The organism is Enterobacter sp. 04-C-12-SI-ECC (assembly GCF_047530715.1).
In the GTDB taxonomy this organism is placed as follows: domain Bacteria; phylum Pseudomonadota; class Gammaproteobacteria; order Enterobacterales; family Enterobacteriaceae; genus Enterobacter; species Enterobacter bugandensis.
Map to the genome: position 1 here is coordinate 196,924 of NZ_JBLKDI010000001.1, position 22,345 is coordinate 219,268.

20 protein-coding genes are annotated in these 22,345 nt (G+C 56.1%); all 20 read left to right on the plus strand.

All coding sequences use genetic code 11. The annotated features are described in order from the left end of the window. Positions 1-3 precede the first annotated feature (3 nt). A complete protein-coding gene (tssC, locus tag ACMWL8_RS01000) occupies positions 4-1,503 on the plus strand; it encodes a type VI secretion system contractile sheath large subunit (RefSeq protein WP_006810956.1) in 1,500 nt (499 codons plus the stop codon). A 225-nt stretch (positions 1,504-1,728) separates the two neighbouring features. Beyond that, entirely contained in the window at positions 1,729-2,211 is a 483-nt protein-coding gene (locus ACMWL8_RS01005; RefSeq protein WP_008502640.1) for an Hcp family type VI secretion system effector, read from the plus strand. Between the two features lie 58 nt (positions 2,212-2,269). After that, entirely contained in the window at positions 2,270-2,761 is a 492-nt protein-coding gene (locus ACMWL8_RS01010; RefSeq protein ID WP_023330611.1) for a type VI secretion system amidase effector protein Tae4, read from the plus strand. Further along, positions 2,758-3,111: a T6SS amidase immunity protein Tai4 family protein gene (locus tag ACMWL8_RS01015; RefSeq protein WP_045260276.1), complete on the plus strand. Its 354-nt coding sequence runs from the start codon at positions 2,758-2,760 to the stop codon at positions 3,109-3,111. Before ACMWL8_RS01010 ends, ACMWL8_RS01015 begins: the two co-directional genes overlap by 4 nt. Positions 3,112-3,197: 86 nt before the next feature. Then, a complete protein-coding gene (gene tagH / locus ACMWL8_RS01020) occupies positions 3,198-4,958 on the plus strand; it encodes a type VI secretion system-associated FHA domain protein TagH (RefSeq protein ID WP_045260275.1) in 1,761 nt (586 codons plus the stop codon). Then, the gene (locus ACMWL8_RS01025; protein WP_023336024.1) at positions 4,955-5,752 is read left to right on the plus strand and encodes a PP2C family protein-serine/threonine phosphatase; all 798 of its coding nucleotides are present in this window, start codon (positions 4,955-4,957) and stop codon (positions 5,750-5,752) included. Before tagH ends, ACMWL8_RS01025 begins: the two co-directional genes overlap by 4 nt. A 16-nt stretch (positions 5,753-5,768) precedes the next feature. Further along, a complete protein-coding gene (locus ACMWL8_RS01030) occupies positions 5,769-6,761 on the plus strand; it encodes a hypothetical protein (RefSeq protein ID WP_045260274.1) in 993 nt (330 codons plus the stop codon). Between the two features lie 9 nt (positions 6,762-6,770). Next, a complete protein-coding gene (locus tag ACMWL8_RS01035; protein ID WP_045260273.1) occupies positions 6,771-7,583 on the plus strand; it encodes a type VI secretion system accessory protein TagJ in 813 nt (270 codons plus the stop codon). Continuing rightward, positions 7,576-8,139 carry a type VI secretion system baseplate subunit TssE gene (gene tssE, locus ACMWL8_RS01040; protein ID WP_028013485.1) on the plus strand — a complete coding sequence of 188 codons (564 nt, stop codon included), beginning with the start codon at positions 7,576-7,578 and terminating at the stop codon, positions 8,137-8,139. Before ACMWL8_RS01035 ends, tssE begins: the two co-directional genes overlap by 8 nt. Positions 8,140-8,141: 2 nt before the next feature. After that, positions 8,142-10,013, plus strand: coding sequence for a type VI secretion system baseplate subunit TssF (gene tssF / locus ACMWL8_RS01045; RefSeq protein WP_045260272.1), 1,872 nt, complete (start codon positions 8,142-8,144; stop codon positions 10,011-10,013). After that, entirely contained in the window at positions 10,010-11,053 is a 1,044-nt protein-coding gene (tssG, locus tag ACMWL8_RS01050) for a type VI secretion system baseplate subunit TssG (protein ID WP_045260271.1), read from the plus strand. Before tssF ends, tssG begins: the two co-directional genes overlap by 4 nt. Before the next feature lie 35 nt (positions 11,054-11,088). After that, the gene (tssH, locus tag ACMWL8_RS01055; RefSeq protein WP_045260270.1) at positions 11,089-13,704 is read left to right on the plus strand and encodes a type VI secretion system ATPase TssH; all 2,616 of its coding nucleotides are present in this window, start codon (positions 11,089-11,091) and stop codon (positions 13,702-13,704) included. Positions 13,705-13,728: 24 nt separating this feature from the next. Beyond that, positions 13,729-15,147: a serine/threonine protein kinase gene (locus tag ACMWL8_RS01060; protein WP_414751537.1), complete on the plus strand. Its 1,419-nt coding sequence runs from the start codon at positions 13,729-13,731 to the stop codon at positions 15,145-15,147. A 279-nt stretch (positions 15,148-15,426) separates the two neighbouring features. After that, positions 15,427-15,837: a hypothetical protein gene (locus ACMWL8_RS01065; RefSeq protein WP_235428249.1), complete on the plus strand. Its 411-nt coding sequence runs from the start codon at positions 15,427-15,429 to the stop codon at positions 15,835-15,837. Positions 15,838-15,901: 64 nt separating this feature from the next. Further along, positions 15,902-17,860 carry a type VI secretion system Vgr family protein gene (locus ACMWL8_RS01070; protein WP_246893629.1) on the plus strand — a complete coding sequence of 653 codons (1,959 nt, stop codon included), beginning with the start codon at positions 15,902-15,904 and terminating at the stop codon, positions 17,858-17,860. Positions 17,861-17,882: 22 nt separating this feature from the next. Then, positions 17,883-18,938 carry a PAAR domain-containing protein gene (locus ACMWL8_RS01075; RefSeq protein WP_024909805.1) on the plus strand — a complete coding sequence of 352 codons (1,056 nt, stop codon included), beginning with the start codon at positions 17,883-17,885 and terminating at the stop codon, positions 18,936-18,938. 24 nt (positions 18,939-18,962) lie between these two features. Next, entirely contained in the window at positions 18,963-19,397 is a 435-nt protein-coding gene (locus ACMWL8_RS01080) for a hypothetical protein (protein ID WP_028013479.1), read from the plus strand. A 22-nt stretch (positions 19,398-19,419) separates the two neighbouring features. Next, positions 19,420-20,493 carry a hypothetical protein gene (locus ACMWL8_RS01085; protein WP_045261347.1) on the plus strand — a complete coding sequence of 358 codons (1,074 nt, stop codon included), beginning with the start codon at positions 19,420-19,422 and terminating at the stop codon, positions 20,491-20,493. A gap of 346 nt (positions 20,494-20,839) precedes the next feature. Beyond that, positions 20,840-21,190, plus strand: a complete 351-nt coding sequence (locus tag ACMWL8_RS01090; protein ID WP_045261346.1) for an immunity protein Tsi6 family protein — start codon at positions 20,840-20,842, stop codon at positions 21,188-21,190. A 25-nt stretch (positions 21,191-21,215) separates the two neighbouring features. Next, on the plus strand, positions 21,216-22,283 hold the full coding sequence (gene tri1, locus ACMWL8_RS01095; RefSeq protein ID WP_045261345.1) for an ADP-ribosylarginine hydrolase Tri1: 1,068 nt from the start codon (positions 21,216-21,218) through the stop codon (positions 22,281-22,283). Positions 22,284-22,345 lie beyond the last annotated feature (62 nt).

Consider the following 22,345-nt stretch of genomic DNA (forward strand, 5'->3'; position numbering starts at 1 on the left):
TCGATGAGCAACCAGACTCAACAACACGATCAGCAGGCGGGTCAGGCGTTCAGCCAGGATGAGTTCAGCGCGCTGCTGAACAAAGAGTTCCGCCCGAAAACCGATCAGGCGCGTTCTGCCGTGGAGAGTGCGGTCAAGACTCTGGCGCAGCAGGCGCTGGAAAATACCGTCACCTTCTCGAACGACACCTACCGCACCATTCAGAACCTGATTGCCGGTATCGACGAGCAGCTCTCCCAGCAGGTGAACCAGATCATTCACCACGAAGAGTTTCAGAAGCTGGAGAGCGCCTGGCGCGGCCTGAGCTACCTGGTCAACAATACCGAAACTGACGAGATGCTGAAGATCCGCTTTATGAGCATCTCCAAGCAGGAGCTGGGCCGCACCCTGAAACGCTACAAGGGCGTGGGCTGGGACCAGAGCCCGATCTTCAAGAAAATCTACGAGCAGGAGTACGGTCAGTTCGGCGGCGAGCCGTTTGGCTGCATCGTCGGCGACTATTACTTCGACCACAGCCCGCAGGACGTTGAGCTGCTGGGGGAAATGGCGCGCATTGGCTCTGCGGCGCACTGTCCGTTCATTACCGGTACCGCGCCGGGCGTGATGCAGATGGAGTCCTGGCAGGAGCTGGCTAACCCGCGCGATCTGACTAAGATCTTCCAGAACACCGAATACGCCGCCTGGCGTTCACTGCGTGAATCCGAAGACGCCCGCTATCTGGGGCTGGTGATGCCGCGCTTCCTGTCGCGCCTGCCGTACGGCATTCGCACTAACCCGGTGGACAGCTTTGACTTTGAAGAGCAGACCGACGGCGCAAACCACAACAGCTACTCGTGGGCGAACGCGGCCTATGCGATGGCCGCCAACATCAACCGCTCCTTTAAAGAGTACGGCTGGTGCACCTCGATTCGCGGCGTGGAGTCCGGCGGGGCGGTGGAAAACCTGCCGTGCCATACCTTCCCGAGCGATGACGGCGGCGTGGACATGAAGTGCCCGACCGAAATCGCCATCAGCGATCGTCGCGAAGCCGAACTGGCGAAAAACGGCTTTATGCCGCTGGTTCACCGTAAAAACTCCGACTTTGCCGCCTTCATCGGCGCGCAGTCTCTGCAAAAACCGGCCGAGTATCACGATCCGGATGCCACCGCCAACGCGCGCCTGGCGTCTCGTCTGCCGTACCTGTTCGCCTGCTGCCGCTTTGCCCACTACCTGAAGTGCATCGTGCGCGACAAAATCGGCTCCTTCCGCGAGCGCGAAGAGATGGAGCGCTGGCTGAACGACTGGGTGATGAACTACGTCGACGGTGACCCGGCGAACTCCTCTCAGGAGACCAAGTCCCGTAAACCGCTGGCGGCTGCGGAAGTGCAGGTGCAGGAAATTGAAGACAACCCGGGCTACTACGCCGCGAAGTTCTTCCTGCGTCCACACTACCAGCTGGAAGGTCTGACCGTTTCCCTGCGTCTGGTATCCAAGCTGCCGTCGCTGAAGACGAAAGACGCGTAAGAGCAACATCTTGCACGGGCCGGCAAGAAAGACGGCTGGAACGGTAATAATGACTTCACATTCATTCCGTTATTTCGGAGGAATGTAAGACTGTCAAATGACACGGTTCATTTGATATGAGGCAGAGGTAAAATATGGACGGTTTTATTCAGCCCCATGCTTTCCTGTTTGCCATATAAGTGCTTTTTCGAAAGCAATATTGTTCATCCACGAAGAGTAGATATTATGGCTATTGATATGTTTCTGAAGGTCGAGGGTGTTACGGGCGAATCTAAAGATTCTAACCACACCGGCTGGACTGATATTACCTCCTTCTCCTGGGGCGCTTCCCAGCCAGGTAATATGAGCGTTGGCGGTGGCGGCGGTGCCGGTAAAGTTAACTTTAACGACCTGCACGTTAACGCGCTGATCGACAAATCCACCACCGCTATCCTGAAACACTGCGCCAGCGGTAAACACCTGACTAAGGTTGAGCTGTCCGTCTGTAAAGCGGGCGGTCAGCAGGTGGAATACTCCCGCATTACGCTGGAAGATGTGCTGGTGACTTCCGTTCAGTACACCGGTGCAGACAACGGCGACACCGTGGGTGTGACCTATGCATTCCAGGCTGCGAAAGTGAAACAGCAGTACTGGGAGCAGACCACGTCGGGTGGTAAAGGTGCTGAAAGCAGCGCTGGCTGGAATATCAAAGAAAACAAAGAAGCATAATAATAGTGGGCCCGAAAGGGCTCACTTTACCCTGAGCTTCTTATCAAGGAGAAACGAGATGTCTCATATGCGTCCTGCTTTTGGTGCCGCCTGGAACAGATTCAGAGAAGTGAACGTAAATGTAGAACAGGTTGGCAAATTATTGGGTGGAAAAGTTCAGCATAATATCGACGCCGGTATTTTTAAAAATGCCTGCCCAATTCGTATGAGTTACGTTTTAAATTACTGTGGCATTCCGATTCCTTCTAACAGTAAATATGCGACAGTGACCGGGAATGACAAAAAGCGCTATATGTTCCGCGTTAAAGATATGATTGCATTTCTCCCCACGGTACTGGGCAATGCAGATATGTCGGTCTCTTCCCCAACGCCTGCGCAATTTGCAGGCAAGCAAGGCATTATCATCTTTACCGGGCATGGCTGGAGCGACGCAACCGGTCATGTCACACTCTGGAATGGAAATATTTGCTCTGATGATTGCCATTTCCTCGGCTCACCGGGTAATGGTTCGTTTATTCCGACCAACGCCACCTTCTGGAGCCTGAAATGAAACGTTTATTACTGCTGGTTTTGGCTATCAATGCCTCTGCCGTTTATGCCCAAAATCTGCCTGCCGTCAGCGCTTTTTCTCAGCAACAAATCTTTGAAAATTGGGTACAAAACCGTTGCATCAGTAAGATCGCGGACAGTAAAAGTCTGAAAGATGATGCAGAGGCCAGCGCGGCCACCTGGCTGGAAGCAAGCAATCTCCCTGCTGAAAATTTCGAAAAAGCTGACCAGATCATTGTTTCTTCTCTGAAAGAGAAGATAGGTGGTACTGAACCGGGTCAATATCAGGTTTTAAAGTGCAGCTTAATCGCCAACAGCGACGCGATTCGTCCGCTCAAAACCGCAAAATAGAAGCAGTGGAAGCGGCCCCAAACGCCGCCGTTCTCGTCCCGAGAGCGGCAGCGTTTGAGCGCTAATCATACCAGCAGGAATACGCCATGCGATTCACGATTATTTCTACGAAACCCGGTCATCAGCCGCCGCAAAGCAGCTGTGATTTTTACGCCCCGGGCGGCACCATTGGGCGCGGTACGGATAACAATCTGGTATTACCGGACAATGACCGCACCATCTCGCGTCTGCAGGCCATTGTCCACGTTGACGCTCAGGGCGAATGCCGCGTCACCAACCGTGGCAGCGTCACCCGCGTGGTATTAAACGATATTCCGCTGGAGCGCGGACGTCAGGTTGAACTGCAGGATGGCGACATTCTCGGTATTGATGACTACCGTATCGAAGTGACCGAACTGATCCACGACACACAGCCGGTGAGCCGTATGGCGGCCAGCATGCAGCAGCAGGCGCGTCCGACAGCCGCACCCGCTGCGCCCGCAGCGCAAGCGAAGCCTGCTAACCCCGCGCCACGCGGGAAGGCGGAACCGACCGCCGTGCCTTCCGAAATCTGGGACAGCCTGATGCAGGAGTTCTCCATCTCCGACAGCATCTCCAGCAACCGCGCAAAACCGCAGCCTGCGGCCTCACAGGATCCCTTCTCCCAGCCCGCTGCGCCGGAGCGTAATGCCGAAGATCCGTTGGCGATGTTCAACGACAGCGATCCAACGCTTGAGCGCAAGAACGTCGACCCGGACACCCTGTTCAGCGACGAAGTGCTGTTCAAAAAAGAGAGCATTTTTGACGACGTGACGCCTTCCACGCTGGTGCCGCCGGTTGAGGGGCAACCCGCCCCTAAAGAAGACGCGGCGGACGAGCTTGACCCACTGGCGCTGTTCGGTGGAAAGGCCAGCGCGCCAGCCGCGCGCAATGATGACCCGCTCGGGCTGATGGGCGGAGCACCGTTAACCCACCCGGATGATATTGCAGACGAAAAGCCAGCACCAACGCCTGAACCGGAGCAGGAAGAGGACGTGCTTGCCGATTCTCCGCTGTTCGCCCCAGAGCCGCAGGAAACGCCGCGTGAAGAAGAGCCGGCGCGGCCGGATTACGCAGGTTTCACCATGCCTACGCCGCAGGCCGTTGCGCGCAGCAGCGCTCAGGCACCGAAGGGGCGCCTGCGCATCGACCCGGTCAATAACGCGGCATCCCCAACCGCCAGCCCGAATAATGGCGAGAAGGGTGAAGTGCTGCAGGGCGAGCTGCTGCAGGCGCTGCTTGAAGGTATGGGCCTGAGCGAAATGCAGCCTGTTCCGCAGTTTGACCGGGAAAATATGCGTCAGTTGGGGCAGATTCTCGGCATGTTCTCGCAGGGCACCGTGGCGCTGCTCTCGTCGCGCTCCATCCTGAAACGCGGCGTAAAAGCCGATATGACCATGGTGCTGGACGATGCCAACAACCCGTTCAAGCTGTTGCCGACCGGGAAAACCGTCTTAATTCAGATGTTCGGCACCCCGATGCCGGGCTTTATGCCGCCGACCAAATCGGTGCGCGACGCGCTGATCGACCTTCAGGCGCACCAGCTGGGGATGATCTCCGGTATCCGCGCCATCATCGCCGCGATGCTGCAGTCCTTTAACCCGGAACAGCTGGAGGAGCAGGCGAAGCAAAACGGCATGACCTCGCGTCTGGCGCTGCCGGGCAGCCGCAAAGCCGCCCTGTGGGACTATTTTGTTCGTAGCTATGGCGAGACGGCGGGCGAGATTGAGGATGACTTCCACACCCTGTTCGGCGAAGCCTTCCTTCATGCGTATGACATGGAGGTGAATCAGTACAAAGACTCACAGAGCGGATCGGAAGACAAATGAATATCGCAACCGCTTCTCTCTCCCGCCAGGGGACGCGCGCCAGCAACCAGGATCAGACGGGAGAAACCATAGGGGAACGCTCAGCCTGCTTTGTCGTCTGCGACGGCATCGCGGGTCTGCCCGGTGGTGAAGTCGCCGCGGAACTGGCCCGTAACAGCATTATCTCCCGCTTCGATGGCGACAAACATCTTAATGCGCAGCACATCCGCGACTACGTGCAGACGGCGAATCGCACCATCCTGAGCGAACAGCAGGCCGTTCAGGACTATCGCCGGATGGGCACGACGCTGGTCAGCCTGTTTATTGACCGGGACTACGGGCTGGCGTACTGGGCGCATGCCGGCGACAGCCGCCTGTACCTGTTTCGCCGGGGGTGGCTGTGGCACGTCACCACGGACCACAGTCTGGTGCAGCAGATGAAGGATGCCGGGCATCAGACGGACGATCTCAACAGCAACCTGCTTTATCTGGCGCTGGGAATTGAAAACGGCGGACCGGAAGCGAGCTACAGCGACGTGGTGCAGGTAGAAGACGGCGATGCCTTTTTACTCTGCACCGACGGGTTCTGGCACGGCGTCAGCGAAGAGCAAATGAAGCAGTCGCTGCACATGGTCAATACGCCGCAGGAGTGGCTGACCTTAATGAACCAAATCATTCAAAAGAATGGCGAGCAGGAGGGGAATGCGCAGGATAACTATACCGCCCTGGCGGTATGGATGGGCAACCCTCAGGACACCACTTTGCTGCACACCCTCTCTGACGCAGCACAATTTCTTCCCTGCGGAACTGATTAGACACACAAGGAACGATATGAAACTTTGGCTATCGGGTTTGGCACTTCTGGCGGCGACCTCCACCGCGCAGGCTGACAATTTCCGCATCGTGCAGTCTCCTGCGCAGAAGCTGGATATCTGGATCGACAACATCAAAGACAACACCCCGCAGAGCTGGTGTAAGCCTGAGGTGGCGCTGCGCATTGTGGCGAACGGCAAGAAAGACGTCTCCGTGCTGGAAAACTTTGTGCCGCGTCTTGGCTCGCTGCTGGAACACCAGTGCAGCAAAGTGAATAAACTCAGCTGGACGCTCAACGATCCCGAGGGGACGACGCTGGCGCAGGGCACGGCAGCTAAAGCGCAGGAGTGGGCGCTGGTGGTGAAACAGCAGCAGGCTGCGCCTGCCGTCACCGCAACCCCAGCCAGCGGCGCGTTACTGCCACCCGATCAGAACGTGGCTTCCCGCACCGTTGCCGCCGACCGCACGCCGTGGCAGGAGTTTACCCTGCAGGACGGCTGCCACCTGCGCACCTTCTGGGAGGGCGGCGCGTCCGCTCCGGCGCTCTTTATTCCGGATTCTGACACCACCCGCTGCGGTAACGGCAGCTGGCTGAGCGGTCACACCGTCGTGTCGCAGTCCCGCAACGGCGGGCAGAAAGAGATGGCGGTGACGTACATTCACGGCTTCCCGGTGATGGGGCTGAATCAGAGCGCCGATCCGGAAAATGCGCTGATCACCTCCGTCAATAAAGAGCGCATGGTATTCAGCACGCCAGACAGCGATCAGAGCTGGATGATCCTGCCTTACGACAGCACCCTGAACAGCTGGAAGAGCAACGGCACGGTTGCGGTAGAAATTTCCCGCGAGACCGCCAGCGACGATGCAAAACTGCAGGCGCGTATTGCGGCGGTGAAGAAAACCTGGAGCGCCTGGGTTGCCCCAGGCACCCCGCTGAATATCGTTCTGATTGATACCCTGCGTCCTCAGCTGCGCGATCCGGCAGTAGGCGCCTGGCGCGCGGCGAATTAAGGAATGGCTATGAATACGCTCTATCAACACCTGGCGGGTGAAACGCTCAACGACGCGCTGGCGCGTCTTGAAGCGGAGATCAAAGCCCGTCCGGCAGATGCAGACCTCCGCGCCGCGTTCGTGCAGTTTTTAATCCTCAGCGGCAACGGGACGCGCGCGCTGACCCAGCTGAAAAGCTGGCTGGCGCTGAAGCCGCAGGCGAAACCCACCGTCACGCTGCTGGAGCAGTCCATTCAGGGCGAGCTGCAGCGCGCACAGGTGATGGCGGGGCAGGCGCGTCCGGCCATGCCTGAAACTCAGTGGCCGTGGCTGACCACCCTGGCCGCGGCGCTCCGCGAGGAGGGCGAGCGTGCCCGGTCGCTGCGCCTTGAAGCGCTTGACCAGGCGCAGGCCACTCCCGGTCACATCACCCTCGAAAACGATGAGGCTCAGGCGTTTGACTGGCTGATGGACGGCGATGCCCGTCTCGGCCCGGTGTGCGAAACCATCGTGAACGGACGCTATTTCTGGCTGCCGTTTAACGCTATCGCCGAGATCCGTTTCCAGGCGCCTGCCAGCGTGACCGATCTGGTCTGGCGTCACGCGCTGGTGCGCCTGACCGACGGTACGGAGCAGGTATGTCAGATCCCGGCGCGTTACCCGTTTTCTGCCGATGCGTCGGATGCGATCAAACTGGGCCGCACTACCGAGTGGCAGCCGCTCGATGAGGACGGCACCCTGTACGAAGGGATGGGCCAGAAAGCCTGGCTCAGCGAGCAAAGCGAAAGCCCGTTGCTGTCGTTAAGCCTCGTGTCGTTTGCGACGGATGGAGCCAATGAGTAATCCCGCTGGCGAAGGCGATCTGCTGCGCAGCGGCTGGCAAGCCCGCAGCAGGCAGGAGAAGGTGGGGGCGCGCGACAAAATGCAGCCTTCGCTGCTCGATCGCCTCACCGATAACGACCCGGAAAAAAAACGCGAGCCGGCTAACAGCAACCTGATCACCCACGCCGCGCTGCGTCGTAACGTGCTGCGGGATCTGCAGTGGCTGTTTAACACCATCAACCACGATGCCTCCGGCGATTTAAGCGCGCTACCGCACGTGAGCCGCTCGGTGGTTAACTTCGGCGTCGCGCCGCTGGCCGGGAAGAGAATGTCGGATATCGAATGGCACGACATTCAGCGCAAGCTCACCGAGGCCATCATCAATTTTGAACCGCGCATTTTGCCGCAGGGGCTGCAGGTCCGCTGCGTGTCGGATACCTCCTCGCTGGATCTGCATAACGTGCTCTCCATTGAGATTAAAGGGCGCTTATGGTGTGTGCCGTACCCGCTGGAGTTTCTGTTTCGCACCGATGTCGATCTGGAAAACGGCCATTTTGAACTGAAAGATGCGGGGTAATCATGGAAAGTAAACTGCTCGAATATTACAACCGTGAGCTGGCCTACCTGCGCGAAATGGGGGCCGAGTTTGCCGAACGCTATCCGAAGGTCGCCGGGCGGCTGGGCATGCGCGGCATCGAAGTGGCGGACCCGTACACCGAACGCCTGATGGAAGGTTTCGCGTTTCTGACCTCCCGCGTGCAGATGAAAATGGACGCGGAGTTTCCGCGCTTCTCCCAGCGTCTGCTGGAGATGATCGCGCCGAACTACCTCGCGCCCACCCCTTCCATGGCGATTGCGGAAATTGAGCCCGACAGCAGCCGCGGCGATCTGAGCAACGGCTTTATTGTGCCTCGCGGCACCATGATGGACAGCCTGGCGCTGAAAAAAACCGGCGTAACCTGCAGCTATACCACCGCGCACGAGGTCAATCTGCTGCCGCTGAAAATCGACAAAGTGGAGCTCGGCGGCGTGCCCGCTGACCTGCCGCTGGCGCAGCTCGGCTTAAGCCAGCGGGGGATCAACAGCGCCTTGCGGATCCGCATTGCCTGCGACGGCCCGCAAAACCTTGGGCACCTGAATTTTGACCGGCTGGAGTTTTTCCTTAGCGGCCCGGACATTGAGGCGCTGAAGCTGCTGGAGCTGGTGATGGAGCACCACGCCGGGATCGTCTGCCAGACGGTCAGCCCGCAGCCGCAGCGACAGCTGCTGGCAACGGATGCGCTGCGTCAGGAGGGCTTTGCGCCGGACCAGGCGCTCCTCCCGGACGATCTGCGCAACTTTGACGGCTACCGTCTGCTGCAGGAGTATTTTGCGTTTCCGGCCCGCTTCCGCTTTATCAGCCTGAGCGGTCTGAGCACGCTTATCCAGCGCTGCGAAAACGAAAAAGCCTTCGATATCTTCATTCTGCTGGATAAGTCGGATGAACAGCTGGAGCGCGTGGTCGACGCCAGCCATCTGGCGCTGCACTGCACGCCGGTCATCAACCTGTTCCCGAAAGTGGCGGCCCGGCAGAAGCTGAATGAAGGCCAGCATGAATACCATCTGGTGGTCGATAACATCCGTCCGCTGGACTACGAAATTTATGCCGTAAATAAAATTTTTGGCAGCGCCGACGGCCAGCGCGACGACCAGACGTTTCGTCCGTTCTGGAGCACCTGGAGCGGCGACGCGGGCAACTACGGGGCCTATTTTTCCCTGCGCCGGGAACAGCGCGTGCTCTCCGAGCACGCCCTGCGCTACGGCACCCGTACCGGCTATATCGGCTCGGAAGTCTTTGTCTCGCTGGTGGATGAACAGCATGCCCCGTGGCAGGAAAACCTGCGCTACATTTCTGCCGAGGTGCTCTGTACCAGCCGCGACCTGCCGCTGATGCTCCAGCAGGAGCTCGGGCAGTTCATTATGGCCGACTCCATGCCGGTGAAGGGGTTAACCCTGCGCAAAGGCCCGACGCCGCCGCGTCCGGCGCTGGCGGAAGGGTTCAGCACCTGGCGGCTCATCAGCCAGCTGCAGATGAACTACCTCAGCCTGATGGACAGCGAAAATGAAGAGGGGGCAGCGGCGCTGCGCCAGCTGTTAGGTCTGTACGCCAACCTGGCCGAAACGCCGGTTGCACGTCAGGTGGAGGGGGTTCGCCACTGCGTGCTGGAGCCGGTACACCGCCGCGTGCCTGAACCCGGCCCGGTCGTTTTCGCCCGCGGAATTGGCATCACCCTGACGGTGGACGAGCGGGCGTTTTCCGGCGCCAGCCCGTGGCTTTTCGGCAGCGTGATGGAGCGCCTTTTTGCCCGTCTGGTCTCCATCAACAGCTTCACCGAGTTCACCCTGAAGAGTCAGCAGCGCGGCGAGATAGGCTACTGGGCGCCGCGCATGGGTAAAAGGGCGCTGGTATGAGTGACGCTGCCACCGCACCGCTGCGCGTGCATCGCCTGACGAAGCTGCCGGATACGTTCTGGCACGGGGTCCGCGAGACGCCCTGGCGCTACGATCTGTTTCAGCTGTTAAGGCGCATTGATGCCCAGGGCGGCGAGCGCTACCCGCTGGGACGCGCGCCGCTGCCGAAATTTGAGCCGCTGCGCATTGGCCAGCAGCCCTCAATGAGCTTTGCGCCGTCGACGCTGGCCCAGGTGCGACAGCGTGAAGAAAGCGGGCTGCATGAGGTGTCGATCCTCAGCTTTGGCCTGTTTGGCCCGAACGGCCCGCTGCCGGTGCATATGACCGAGTACGCCCGCGAGCGGATTCATCATCATCAGGACACCAGCCTCAGCGCGTTTGCCGATCTGTTCCATCATCGTCTGGCGCTGCTGTTTTACCGCGCCTGGGCGGATGCGCAGCCTGTCGTTTCCCTCGATCGCGCCGACAATAAGCGCTTTGAGGGCTACCTGGCGTCACTGATCGGCATGGGGCAGCCGGGTCAGATGAACAAGGGCAGCCTGAGCGCCCATGCCCGCTTTACCCACGCCGGGCACCTGACCCGCCACGGGCGGGATCCGGAAGGGCTGGAGAAGATCCTGCGCAGCTATTTTAAAGCGCCGGTTAAGCTGGTGAGCAACGTGCCGCAGTGGATGCCGCTCTCCACCCGCGAGCAGGCGCAACTGGGAGCAGGACGCCGCATGCCGCGCATGGGGGAATCCGCTTTTCTCGGCGTCGCCGTCCGCGACGTGCAGCATAAGTTTCGTATCGAGATTGGCCCGCTGAGCGCGGAGGAGTACAACCGCTTTCTGCCGGGCGAAGCGTGGGTCACCGAGCTGCGCGACTGGGTGCGCCAGTACGCGGGAATTGAGTTTGAATGGGAAACACGGGTGATCCTGCGTGAAGACGCGGTGCAGGGCACCACGCTCGGCAGCGATGGGCGATTAGGCTTTAACACCTGGCTGGGGCATCAGCCGCAGCCTGTCCCGCGTGGCGATCTGGTGTATCGCGCAGAGCGATAAATTTTTCTAACGCATTGTTATCAACGGAACCGAACATGTCAGAAATTAGCCGTGCCGTGCTTTTCGGCAAACTGGATACGCTGTTATTTACCTCTCTGGAAAGCGCGACTGCCTTCTGCAAGCTGCGCGGCAACCCCTACGTTGAGCTGGTGCACTGGCTGCATCAGCTGATGCAGCAGCAGGATGGCGATCTGCAGCAGGTCATCCGCCACTTTGCCCTCGACGAACAGCAGTTAACGCGCGATATCGTGGCGGCGCTGGACGCTCTGCCGCGCGGCGCAAGTTCCGTTTCCGATCTCTCCGAACATATCGACAGCGCCGTGGAGCGCGCCTGGGTCTTCGGCTCGCTGAAGTTTGGCGTCAGCCGCATTCGCGGCGGCCATTTGCTGATTGGCATCCTCAAGACCTGGAATCTGGCCAACGTGCTGAAAAGCATCTCGTCGCAGTTCACCCGTCTTAACGTCGAAGTGCTGATCGAGCAGTTCGACGCTATTTGCACCAACAGCAAAGAGACGCAGCAGGCCGCTGCCGCCGTAGACGCACCCGCGGGTGCGGTCCCGGCGGCTCAGGGTACGCTGGCCCAGTACGGCCATGACCTGACCGCTCGTGCCCGCGACGGGAAGATTGACCCGGTTGTCGGGCGCGACGAGGAGATCCGCCAGATGGTCGATATCCTGATGCGCCGCCGCCAGAACAACCCGCTGCTGACCGGGGAGGCCGGGGTCGGCAAAACCGCAGTCGTTGAAGGGCTGGCGCTGCGTATCGCCGACGGCGACGTGCCGGAGCCGCTGCAAAATATTCAGCTGTGGCTGCTGGATATCGGCATGCTGCAGGCAGGCGCGGGCATGAAAGGCGAGTTTGAAGCCCGTCTGCAGGCGCTCATTAATGAAGTCCAGTCCAGCGCCACGCCGATTATTCTGTTCATCGATGAGATCCACACTCTGATTGGTGCAGGCGGCCAGCAGGGAACCGGCGATGCGGCGAACCTGCTGAAGCCGGCCCTGGCGCGCGGTCAGCTACGCACCATCGGTGCCACCACCTGGGCGGAATACAAAAAGTACATTGAGAAAGACCCGGCGCTGACCCGTCGTTTCCAGACCGTACAGGTTCACGAGCCGGACGAAGCGAAAGCGATTCTGATGCTGCGCAGCACCGTGTCGCCGCTGGAGACGCACCACCAGGTCATGCTGCTCGACGAAGCGGTCAGCGCGGCGGTGAAGCTGTCCCATCGCTATATCCCGGCGCGTCAGCTGCCGGATAAAGCCGTTGCGCTGCTCGACACCGCCTGCGCCCGCGTGGCGGTCAGCCAGAGCGCGCCCCCTGCGCAGCTGGAAGACTGCCTGCGCCATCTTGCCGCGCTGGACGTGGAAATTGAAATTGCTGAACGCGAAGCGCGCGTCGGCGCCGGTGAGGCCGATCGCGTAACGGCATTAATCACAGAGCGCGAGGCGTACGAAACAAAACGCGAAGCCCTGGCCCGGCGCTGGGAAGAAGAGCGCGGCCTGGTGCAGGAGATCATCCGCCTGCGCGCCGCGCTGTTTGCGGCGGGCGAGGAAGAGACCGCCGAGCTGCGCAGCCAGCTGGCGGGACAGCAGCAGGCGCTGAACGCCTTGCAGGGTGACGAGCCGCTGCTGTTTGCCGCGGTAGATGAAAACGTGGTCGCCGCGGTGGTCTCTGACTGGACCGGGATCCCGCTGGGCCGGATGGTGAAAAACGAGATCGACGCGGTACTCAACCTCGCCGACACGCTGAACCAGCGCGTTATCGGCCAGCGTCACGGGCTGGATCTCATTGCCCGCCGCGTGAAAACCTCGCGGGCGAAGCTCGATGATCCGAACAAACCGGTGGGCGTCTTTATGCTGTGCGGCCCGTCCGGCGTCGGGAAAACCGAAACCGCGCTGGCGCTGGCGGAATCCCTGTACGGCGGCGAGCAGAACGTCATCACCATCAACATGAGCGAGTTCCAGGAAGCGCACACCGTTTCCACCTTAAAAGGTGCGCCTCCGGGATACGTAGGGTATGGTGAAGGCGGCGTGTTAACCGAGGCCGTGCGCCGTCGCCCTTACAGCGTGGTGCTGCTGGACGAAATTGAAAAAGCGCACCCGGACGTCCATGAGATCTTCTTCCAGGTCTTCGACAAAGGCTGGATGGAGGACGGCGAGGGGCGCCACATTGATTTCCGTAACACCATTATCATTCTGACGTCCAACGTGGGCACCGAGCTGATAAGCGCCATGTGCGCCGATCCGGAGCTGATGCCGGAGCCTGACGCATTAAGCGGCGCGCTGCGCCAGCCGCTGCTGGAGGTATTCCCGCCGGCGCTGCTGGGCCGCCTGCTGGTGGTGCCGTACTACCCGCTCAGCGACGAGATGCTCGGGCAGATTGTGCGCCTGCAGCTCAAGCGCATTCAGCGTCGTCTGGAAGAGAATCACAGCATTATTTCTGAGTTTGACGACAGCGTGGTGGAACAGATTGTTCAGCGCTGCACCGAGGTGGAGTCCGGCGGCCGCATGGTGGATGCTATCCTGACTAACACCCTGCTGCCTCAGATGAGCCAGATCTTACTTACCGCCAGCCGCAGTGACGAGCAGTTCCGACGCCTGCATGTCACCTGCGAGCAGGGCGAGTTTCACTGTCAGTTTGCCGCGTAATAATCATCAAGAGAACTGTAAAAGATGACGGATAATGATAACAATCGGACTGTCCCAAACGCGCTCCCGGTCGGGTACCGCTTCAACGAGTTTGAAATCAAAGAGGTGATCGGCGGCGGCGGTTTTGGCATTGTCTATCGCGCATGGGATCACCAGCTCGAACGCACTATCGCTATCAAAGAATTTATGCCTTCCTCGCTCGCCGTGCGCGGCGACGACATGACCCTGGTGCTGCGCAGTGAGCGCTTTGGCAAAGCATTTTCCGCGGGCCTGAACAGCTTTATTCAGGAAGCGCGTCTGCTGGCGCGGTTTAACCACCCGAACCTGCTGCACGTCCTGCGTTTTTGGGTGCAAAACGACACGGCTTACATGGGGACGCTGTTTTATAGCGGCACCACGCTTTCACGCCTGCGCGAAGAAAAACCGGAGCTGATCAACGAGGCCTGGATCCGCCGCACGCTGCCGATGCTGTTCGGCGCGATCAAGACCATCCACGACGAAGGCTATCTGCACCGTGATATCTCTCTGGATAATATTCAGATCCAGGATAACGGCCTGCCGGTGCTGCTCGATTTCGGCTCTGCGCGCCGCACCATCGGTAACCTTTCCGACGAAACGGAAACCATGCTGCGCCCCGGCTTTGCGCCGATTGAGCAGTACACCGACGACAACGAGAGCGAGCAGGGGCCGTGGACGGATATTTACGCCCTCGGCGCGGTGCTGCGTACCCTGATTGTGGGTACTCCGCCGCCGGTCAGCGTGGTGCGCTCCATCCAGGATACCTGTAAGCCGCTGGTGGAAATCATGCCGCAGGGCTACTCCATTCCGCTGCTGCAGGCCATCGACCGCGCGCTGGCGCTGCACATGGAGGACCGTCCGCAGTCTATCGACGAATTCGCGGCGCTGATTGAGATGCCGGTCGCCGGGATCAACGACGTGCTCACCGCCAAAAAGACCGGCACCATGCTGGTTCCGGTTGAAGAAGAGAAGCCAGCTTCGGTGCTCGACTGGCGTCGCTATAAGATCCCGGGCATGGTTGCCGCGGGCGTGCTGGTGGGCGTTGTCGCCGGGGCGATGCTGTTCAGCGGTGGGAATGATGCGCCTGAGCAGGCTGCCCAGGCTCCGTCAGAGACGCGTCCGACAGAAACTTCCGCGAACGCGCCAGAGGTGAAGCCAGAAACGGCGACGGTGAGCGAGCCAGCGACGGCACAGCAGACGCCACCGCCTGCCGCGAGCCCGATTGCGCTGGTCTATATCCGTATCCAGGACGGTGAAATGCTGAAAGTGAACGGCGAACCAAAAGCGCTGCGTCCGGCGACCAACGGCTATGCCTCGCTCAAGCTGCCAGCCGGAGAGGCGAAGATTGAACTGCAGGGCAACGGGAGAACGCGCAGCCAGACGCTGGATATCAGCAAGCCGGGCACCTGGCTGGTGAATCCTTAGTAATGCACGATCTTCAAGGCCAGAGACTTATTCCAAAGGTGTTCGAAGAGCGTCTCTCCTCTTTATGTACAAAATCGCTTTAGGATTGAAAGCTCAGTTGGCTTAGTAGCGGTGGTCTTAATTGACCACCGTCAGTGAAAAACGACAGGCCCTTTTGTCTCCGACCCCGGAGAGTTAGCTGAAGCGAAGATGCGGAATTCCATTTTTGTCAGTGTTAATTACGTGTATAAACAAAATGTCGCTCATTTAAAGAGTAAATCAGGGTATTTCTGGGGAAGTATGGATCTTCTCGCAATTTTACTTTATTGCGCGAATTCAGTACGCCACAACAGAATCCCATTTCTTTCTGACGCAAAAGCATTTAGTGCTTCGTTGAATTATTTTGCAGGTGATGGTTTCAGCATTTTGGTCATGCTTTTTTTCGTGCTTGACTTACTTTTACTACTCTCTTTGTTTGCTTCGGCCTGGTTATTCTTCAAACGAAAGAACGGTGCAGTCAAATTTGCTCTTGCTCAGGAATTATTTCGTTTGATTTCATTCAGATGTTCAGTCTCATTTTTCCCTCTTTTAGTAAGCGTGTTTGGAATTTCAAACGTCTGGTTGAATGTAGGGCTATTTGTCACATCAGAGTCACTGAAAATCTACTCTCTTGTTTTTTGGATGAACGAGCGGGAAAAGCCCCTTTCTTGAATGATGCTTTATCAGAGATGCGACCCGCTTTTTTGCATCGCATAAGCTAAATGGAATAAAGATTATGCTCAACCGAATTACCGTTCAGCTCCCGGTGGAGGGGCTTCTGTTCTGGAAACTGACGGGCCGCGAGGCGATGTCCGAGTCGTTCGCGCTGACGCTGACCGTGCTTGGCACGGACGCGCGCATTGACCGCAGTAAGCTGCTGGGCCAGCCGGTCACGGTGACCATCCCGACGCAGAGCCTGCTGACCTCCCGCTATATTAACGGCAAGATTACCCGCGTGGCGGTGAGCGCCGTTGAGCTGACGGGCACCCGCTATGCGGTGTACCAGCTGACGGTGGAGCCGGACCTGTGGCCGATGAAGCGCGACCGTAACCTGCGTATTTTCCAGGGGCAGACGGTGCCGCAGATTGTCAAAACCCTGCTGGGCGAACATCAGGTTAACGTTGAGGATAAGCTCACCGGCAGCTACCGGGTGTGGGACTACTGCGTGCAGTATCAGGAGTCGAGCCTGGACTTCATCAGCCGCCTGATGGAGCTGGAGGGAATTGCGTATCACTTCAGCCACGATGCGGACAAGCACACCCTGGTGCTGACCGACGCCGCGACGCAGCATCAGCCGTTCAGCGGCTACGAGGTCATCCCGTACCACCAGACGCCGTCCGGCGGCAGCACGGACGAAGAGGGCATCAGCCAGTGGGCGCTGGAGGACAGCGTGACGCCGGGGATTTACAGCCTCGACGACTATGACTTCCGCAAGCCGAACGCGTGGCTGTTCCAGGCCCAGCAGAACCCGGCGTCGCCGAAGCCGGGCAGCATTGACGTGTACAACTGGCCGGGTCGCTTTGTGGACAAAGGTCACGGGGAGTTCTATGCCCGTATCCGTCAGGAGCGCTGGCAGGTGGAGCATCAGCAGATTCAGGCCACCGCCACGGCGGCGGGGATTGCGCCCGGACACACCTTCACGTTAACCAACGCGCCGTTCTTCAGCGACAACGGGGAGTATCTGGTGACGGCGGCGGGCTACCACTTCGAGGAGAACCGCTACGCCAGCGGCGAGGGGGAGACCATACACCGTACCGATTTCACGGTCATTCCGTCGGCGGTGGTTTACCGTCCGGCGCAGAGCACGGCTTGGCCGCGCACCTACGGCCCGCAGACGGCGAAGGTGGTGGGGCCGAAGGGGGAGAGTATCTGGACGGATAAATATGGCCGGGTGAAGGTGAAGTTCCACTGGGACCGGCTGGCGAAGGGCGATGACACCAGCTCCTGCTGGGTTCGCGTGTCGAGCGCGTGGGCAGGCCAGGGCTACGGCGGGGTGCAGATCCCGCGCGTCGGCGACGAGGTGGTGGTGGACTTTATCAACGGCGACCCGGACCGTCCGATTATTACCGGCCGCGTGTATAACGACGCGAGCATGCCGCCGTGGGCGCTGCCGGCTGCGGCGACGCAGATGGGCTTTTATAGCCGCAGCAAAGATGGCCATAAAGACAATGCCAATATTCTCCGTTTTGAAGATAAAGCCGGGCACGAGCAGATCTGGATCCATGCAGAAAAAAATATGGATACGGATATTGAAAATTCTGAAACTCATGATGTCGGTGTCGATCGTAGAAAAACCATCGGACAGGATGAGAATATTACGATTAAGCGGAACCTGAAATCAGATGTAGGTAATAATGAAACGCATAATATTGGTAACAAGCACGTTATAAACGTTGGGAAAGATCAAACCGTCTTGACCATGGATAAAGAAGGTAACGCGCTGCTGGAATCTGTGACCACGATTAAACTCAAAGTTAAAGACAACTATATTCTGATCGCCCCGGATACCATTGAGATTCACGTAGGCCAAGGCAACCTCAAAGCAGAGGCTGTGGAACAAGCCATCTTCAAAGGTGATGAGCTTACAAGACTAGGTGATGGGATCAATACCGAGCTCAAAGCAAATGATACGGTGAGTATAACGGGAACTAACCTTACCGATATTAAGGGCGCGATTGTAAAAGTTAACAGTTAATCTGCGTACAGAGAACGCTATTATGGGAAAACCAGCCGCCAGAGCGCGCATCGATTCCAGCGCACATACTGGCCCAATTCAAAGCGGAAGTCCCAACGTAATTATTGGCGGATTTCCGGCAGCACGAAAAGGCGACCCGCTTTCATGCTCCCAACATGGTCAGGGAAGTATTCTCAGTGGTTCAACAACGGTATTTGTGAATGGTTTGCCTCTCGCCAGGGAAGGTGACAAGACGGGTTGCAATACCTCAGCGACCCCTGCGGTCGCATCCACTCAACCCGCACCTCCGCAATACTGGGGCGGAACGGCGGCGAAGGATGCGGGTAAAGATGGTGCTATACATGGTGATGTTTACGACGCCCGTGTGCTTGGCGCCTATGCAAGCCTTGAAGATAAATCCGGCTTTGGAAAACCCGATACGGCTTCAGCCGGATTCGCACTTGCCGATATCACGGTCGGGAATACAAAAAGTCAGGATAAATATAAAGGCGAGGTACGTACTAAAGTAGGGGTGGCGACTGCCAGCGGCACGTTAGTGACCGATCGAGCTGATTACGGGGCGATTAATCTCAATGCAAACGCCACCGCAATACAATATGGCGCCTCGGGAAGCATTGGAAAAGAAGGGCAACAATACGGCGGCGTCGGTGGGGATGTATACCTGGCAACCGCTGAAGCGAAGGCCGTCAGTGAACTATATGACGGAAATAAAGGGCGTTATGGTTTTAATGTTGAACTTGGCGCAGAAGCCGCGGCGGTCAAAGGAGAGGCGACGGCTAAAGCCGATTTTTATGGCGTAGTCGTTGCCGATGGCAAGCTTTCAGGGAGTGCAGGGAGCGCTGGCGCTTCTGCAGGCGTTGGAACCTGGATTGATAGCACTGATTATTCATTTAACCTTAAGGTGTCCGGTGAGCTTGCAGCGGCGCTCGGTCTGGGAGGGGATGCCAGTATCAAATTTGCTCTCAAACCGATCCTTGACTGGATTTATGACGATGATGAAAGTAAGCCGTCCCCAGCGGCGGGCAGTGGCGATGGTGTGATTAAGACTGGCTGTGTTACAGTCCTGATAGGAGATTAAAATGTGTAAATGGGGAACGTTGTGATGCATTGGTTTTTCTTTATAGTCTTTATGATTTGGACGCTAGCGCTTATCTGGAATGGAAAAGATTTATTTAACAAAAAGCAATGGCTTCTTGCGGGGTTAATGTTCGTTCTAGTGTTAGTGGCTACGGTCGTCATTGGCTTTACGTTGAAATGGCTTGCTCAGTCAATGTCATTATTTTCCGTCGCAACGGCCAAGCATTATTCGATCATCTTATCCATGTCTTTCTTGTGTGTTTGGGGATTAAAGATCACAGTAGTGCTGCTCTGCACGTTATTTTCCGGGATTATGGGGGGGCACAAAAGATACAACGCGGAAAATTATGAAAAATTATCGTCTATGACACGTGCCGTGGCGCCTGGCTTACTTATCTTTGCTAAAAGCTTAATTACCCTCGGAAGCTTCCTTATGTTTTCGGGTTTATGGCTTAAGTAAGCGCGACGAGTGAGGTTGCATTATGGTTGCTGAAAAACAATATTTTTTCCCTCTTGAGATGAAGGATCAGGAAAAAGAGATTCGGGAAAACTTCTGGAAATGTCTCTATACCTCTGCAGAAAAAGAGATGCTTCATTACTGGCTATTGTTACCCCAGAATGTTAAGCCAGCAGAGTTAAAGCCGATCACATTTCAGGAGGTTGGGCTGACGAATATCGGACGATACATCGCCGATGACACCGGCCCCTATATTGAAGTCTGGGCTGCATATGAACACTGTCAGTGGGAGATGAATGCGTCAGACTGGCTTATAAATAAGCTCGATTTAATGGGTGAGAAAGTACTGAGCCAAAGAATAATTACGCATCCTTCAGGAAGCGGGAAGTTTGCGGATATCCTGTCCATTAAAACGATGCCATCGGGTGATGAGGTCGTTTCACGATATACGGTGCAGAAGGATTATAATCCTGTAAATGGTGGGGGAAATTACTTCCTTTTGAAAACGGCTTGTGCGTCGAAAGATTACAACACGATTGCCGATACTATTTTCCTGATTGCCATCAACTGGGATTTACTGCATCGCAGCAATTTGATGCTTTCAGAACTGTTGAAAACAGTCAGCCTTAGCAACAAAAATAACAGTGGATTTAAAATTCCGGATTCATGGCTGGTGAATACGCTGGATGATAATCGTCTGGTAATTGAACACACAATAGGTAACGTCAACCATGGAGTGATTAATTTCTGTCTTTTCCGTCAGGCTGATTATCCCGCTGCGCAGGCTATTTTCGATGAAGCAACTGCGCGCTTTAACCGCCACGATAGTGCGGTCTCTCTTACGACATCGGACATTGCCAGCATCCCAAATGATATCAATCCCTCGTTTACAGGCGATCTTTATAGCTGTACGGGAGAGGTAGTCAGTGCTGCTGAGAATATCAGGGCTTATTACGATATGCGTATCTTTAAAATGAATGATTTATGGTGTTACGTTGAGGTGGTTGGGCCTCATCGTAATCATCAGGATTATTATTACGAAGCCAATAAACGATGCATGGAAATCATTCTTTCTACGTTTCGCATAGAAAAACGATGAGCTGACAAAGTTAATTCATGGCCATCTAAATAAAACCATAGAAATGTGGTTTTATTTTTTGTTTCACAGAAATAATATCATAACCGCCCTCGTTCTGAGGATTAGTTAACTTCAGGCACTGAGATAAGATCATCGTGGAAAAAAATCATGCTCAGCTGAACTATCGTTCAGCTCGCGGGAGTGGATATTCTGTTCTGAAAACTGACATCCCGCTATGTTAACGGCAAGATTATCCACGTGGCGAACGGTGCCGTTGAGAGAACGGGCATGCACTATGCTGTGTAACAGGTAGAAGTGGAGCATCCGCAGGTTTAGGCCACCGCCAGGACAGTATTTGAGGTGACTCATGAGTAAAGAAAATTACACCGCGCTGGATTATATCAATGATGCTATTGATGCAATTAATCATCGATTAGATGAAAATCCTACATTTTCTTTATATGTTATGGCGAAGAATCAGTTGGACTATATTAAGTCTATTCTAACGGGGTCTGAGAAAGATAAAAGTAAATTGCACAAATTAAATCTTGGAGTGCTTGCGTCAAAAGAGTTTGATACAACCGATGCAGAACTTGCTCAGCATTTGTCCAATGTTAATTATATAGCTTCGCAAATGGGAAAAGGATTGAAGTTTATTCTCCCTCATGAGCAAGACGTTGAGTATTTGAAAAGGCAAAAACGATATCGCAAGTGGTAAACAACGTTTGATTAAAGGATGCGGGATGATAGATCTTTACAGCGAAGACTCAGTAATTAATCATTATGCCGATCGTTATCGTAACTACATGCCAGTTAATGTTCGTAAGGTAATAAGAAGCAGCATTGATGATTCAAATTCCTCTCATGTATGGGATGAAATATTACCTTTAATCACAAATGAAGATGTTTCACGCGATAAAGCACTTGGGGCATTAGTGGGTTTGGCTGTTGGAGATGCAGTTGGCACTACTCTTGAATTTAAACGCAGAGACAGTGAACATGTAGCGGATATTATTGGTGCGGGACCTTTTCAATTAAAACCTGGTGAATGGACAGATGATACGTCCATGGCATTATGTCTGGCAGAGACTTATCTTTCAGAAAACAGAATGCACACCGATGTGCTTAGAAAATATCTCCTGAAATGGTATCTTGACGGAGAGAATAGTAGTAATGGTCGGTGCTTCGATATCGGGAATACGACGCGATTCGCACTTGAACAGTATATGCGTGTCGGACCTTCCTGGTATGGTAATACAGAGAAACACACTGCTGGTAATGCTGGGGTTATTCGTCAAGCACCGGTGTCTATCTTTCGTCGAAAATCGCTGCGTGCGATTTACTTCGAATCCCAGGCTCAGAGTCGAGCAACGCATGGCGCGGTAGAGTCAATTAACGCATGCCAATTTCTGGGATTGGTATTGCACTATTTAATTAACGGTTATCAAAAAGAAGAAGCTTTTTCCCCTCATGTTTTCCCACTGTGCGCGCGTGTAATGATCATAAATGCGGGTGAGTATAAGCAAAAAACTCGCGATCAGATTCGTTCAAGTGGTTATGTAATCGATACGCTTGAGGCCGCGATGTGGTCCGTATGGAATACTGATAATTTCCGGGATGCGATTCTGCTGGCTGCCAATCTTGCCGATGACGCTGACAGCGTTGCGGCAACGGCGGGACAAATAGCGGGAGCATTATATGGTTATTCCGCTATTCCGCAGGAGTGGAAAAATAAACTCGTACAACATGAACGTATCGCCAAAATGGCTGGTGAATTGTTCGATAGAGCCCCTGAAGACCCTTTCTTGTAACTGTTTATCTCCATGAAAATTCAGGAAAAGTGGTTTTTTTGTGGCATGAGAAGTCAATCTTA

Coding starts and splice junctions, on each gene's coding strand:
- ACMWL8_RS01075 (WP_024909805.1), top strand. CDS start 17,883: ATGGGAAAACCAGCCGCCAGAGCGCGCATCGATTCCAGCGCACATACT.
- ACMWL8_RS01015 (WP_045260276.1), top strand. CDS start 2,758: ATGAAACGTTTATTACTGCTGGTTTTGGCTATCAATGCCTCTGCCGTT.
- tssC (WP_006810956.1), top strand. CDS start 4: ATGAGCAACCAGACTCAACAACACGATCAGCAGGCGGGTCAGGCGTTC.
- ACMWL8_RS01030 (WP_045260274.1), top strand. CDS start 5,769: ATGAAACTTTGGCTATCGGGTTTGGCACTTCTGGCGGCGACCTCCACC.
- ACMWL8_RS01025 (WP_023336024.1), top strand. CDS start 4,955: ATGAATATCGCAACCGCTTCTCTCTCCCGCCAGGGGACGCGCGCCAGC.
- ACMWL8_RS01070 (WP_246893629.1), top strand. CDS start 15,902: ATGCTCAACCGAATTACCGTTCAGCTCCCGGTGGAGGGGCTTCTGTTC.
- ACMWL8_RS01060 (WP_414751537.1), top strand. CDS start 13,729: ATGACGGATAATGATAACAATCGGACTGTCCCAAACGCGCTCCCGGTC.
- ACMWL8_RS01035 (WP_045260273.1), top strand. CDS start 6,771: ATGAATACGCTCTATCAACACCTGGCGGGTGAAACGCTCAACGACGCG.
- ACMWL8_RS01090 (WP_045261346.1), top strand. CDS start 20,840: ATGAGTAAAGAAAATTACACCGCGCTGGATTATATCAATGATGCTATT.
- ACMWL8_RS01010 (WP_023330611.1), top strand. CDS start 2,270: ATGTCTCATATGCGTCCTGCTTTTGGTGCCGCCTGGAACAGATTCAGA.
- ACMWL8_RS01085 (WP_045261347.1), top strand. CDS start 19,420: ATGGTTGCTGAAAAACAATATTTTTTCCCTCTTGAGATGAAGGATCAG.
- tssH (WP_045260270.1), top strand. CDS start 11,089: ATGTCAGAAATTAGCCGTGCCGTGCTTTTCGGCAAACTGGATACGCTG.
- tagH (WP_045260275.1), top strand. CDS start 3,198: ATGCGATTCACGATTATTTCTACGAAACCCGGTCATCAGCCGCCGCAA.
- tssG (WP_045260271.1), top strand. CDS start 10,010: ATGAGTGACGCTGCCACCGCACCGCTGCGCGTGCATCGCCTGACGAAG.
- tssE (WP_028013485.1), top strand. CDS start 7,576: ATGAGTAATCCCGCTGGCGAAGGCGATCTGCTGCGCAGCGGCTGGCAA.
- ACMWL8_RS01065 (WP_235428249.1), top strand. CDS start 15,427: ATGGATCTTCTCGCAATTTTACTTTATTGCGCGAATTCAGTACGCCAC.
- ACMWL8_RS01005 (WP_008502640.1), top strand. CDS start 1,729: ATGGCTATTGATATGTTTCTGAAGGTCGAGGGTGTTACGGGCGAATCT.
- tssF (WP_045260272.1), top strand. CDS start 8,142: ATGGAAAGTAAACTGCTCGAATATTACAACCGTGAGCTGGCCTACCTG.
- ACMWL8_RS01080 (WP_028013479.1), top strand. CDS start 18,963: ATGCATTGGTTTTTCTTTATAGTCTTTATGATTTGGACGCTAGCGCTT.
- tri1 (WP_045261345.1), top strand. CDS start 21,216: ATGATAGATCTTTACAGCGAAGACTCAGTAATTAATCATTATGCCGAT.